Source organism: Kitasatospora sp. NPDC057512 (assembly GCF_042802135.1).
Classification (GTDB): Bacteria; Actinomycetota; Actinomycetes; order Streptomycetales; family Streptomycetaceae; genus Kitasatospora.
Window position 1 is genome coordinate 1 of record NZ_JBHVET010001297.1, and the last position, 1,049, is coordinate 1,049.

Genomic DNA, 1,049 nt, shown 5'->3' on the forward strand with positions numbered 1-1,049 from the left:
GCCGGGGAGATCGGCAGGGCTCGTGCCCGCCGGTGGGCGCTGTGAACAGTTCTGTGGGTGCTGCGAGTTCGGTCAGTGCCAGCCGGTTCGGTGCTCGATCCACGTCCGGCCGATGGCGGCCATGGCGGCCTGGTAGCCGCGCAGGTACGGCACTCCCGGCGGGGCCGGGAGCCTGGAGTTCAACTCCCAGTAGCCGGCCTGGGCCACCGCGAACGAGGTGATCGCGTCCGGCGGGGCGGCGGCCCACGAGGCGACGGGGGTGAGCAGGGCTTCGGCTTGGGCCGGGGTGTGGCCGGCGCGGATCAGCTGGGTGACGAGGAAGGCCGGGTCGATCCAGGCGGCGCCCTGGTGGAGGTAGGCCCAGTCGATGGCGAGGGCCTCGGCACCGCGCATGAGCATGTTGTCGGCGCGCAGGTCCGCGTGGAGGAGGCAGGCCCCGGTGGATGCGGCGTGCCAGTCGTGCTCGATGGCCGCGAGCTGCTCGATATGACGCGCGGACCACGGGTCGAGCTGGGCCTGCTGGTCGGCGAGGGCCCGCCAGCTGCGGGAGTCGCCCCCGAAGACGAGAACGATGGACGGGGCATCGGGGATCGGCGACGGGCTGACCGCCTTGGGGAGTCGGTCGAGCAGGCGGACGACGGCGGGAAGGTCGGCCGACCCGGGGCTGAGGTCGGGGTGGCCGCCGTCGACGTCCTCGAAGGCCATCAGCAGCCATCCGCCGGCCTCCCAGGAGCCGAGCATCCTCGGCACGGGGACCTGCCGGTCCAGGCGTCGGTTGATCGCCGCCTCGGTGGCGTACCTCCCGTGGACGGGATGGTCGGTGGCGGCGCCCTTGAGGAAGACGGCCCGGCCGTCGGCGAGGGTGGCGCGGACCGCGAGGCCGGGGCTGAACCCGCCGGTCTGGGTCCGGGCGCCGGTGACCGGTGCGCCGAGGTGGGTCTCGACGGACTCCTGGACCGGGAGCGGGAGTTCATCCCAGGAGGGCCTCACGGAGGTAGCGGGGAAGGGATCGTTCGAGGTCACGGTGACTTCCTGCGGCAGAGACAGGG

Annotated in this window: 1 protein-coding gene; it reads right to left on the reverse strand. The window is 73.3% G+C overall.

All coding sequences use genetic code 11. From position 1 onward, the window contains the following. Positions 1 to 72 precede the first annotated feature (72 nt). Positions 73 to 1,023, reverse strand: coding sequence for a phosphotransferase family protein (locus ACFU6K_RS39605; RefSeq protein ID WP_380671609.1), 951 nt, complete (start codon positions 1,021 to 1,023; stop codon positions 73 to 75). Positions 1,024 to 1,049 lie beyond the last annotated feature (26 nt).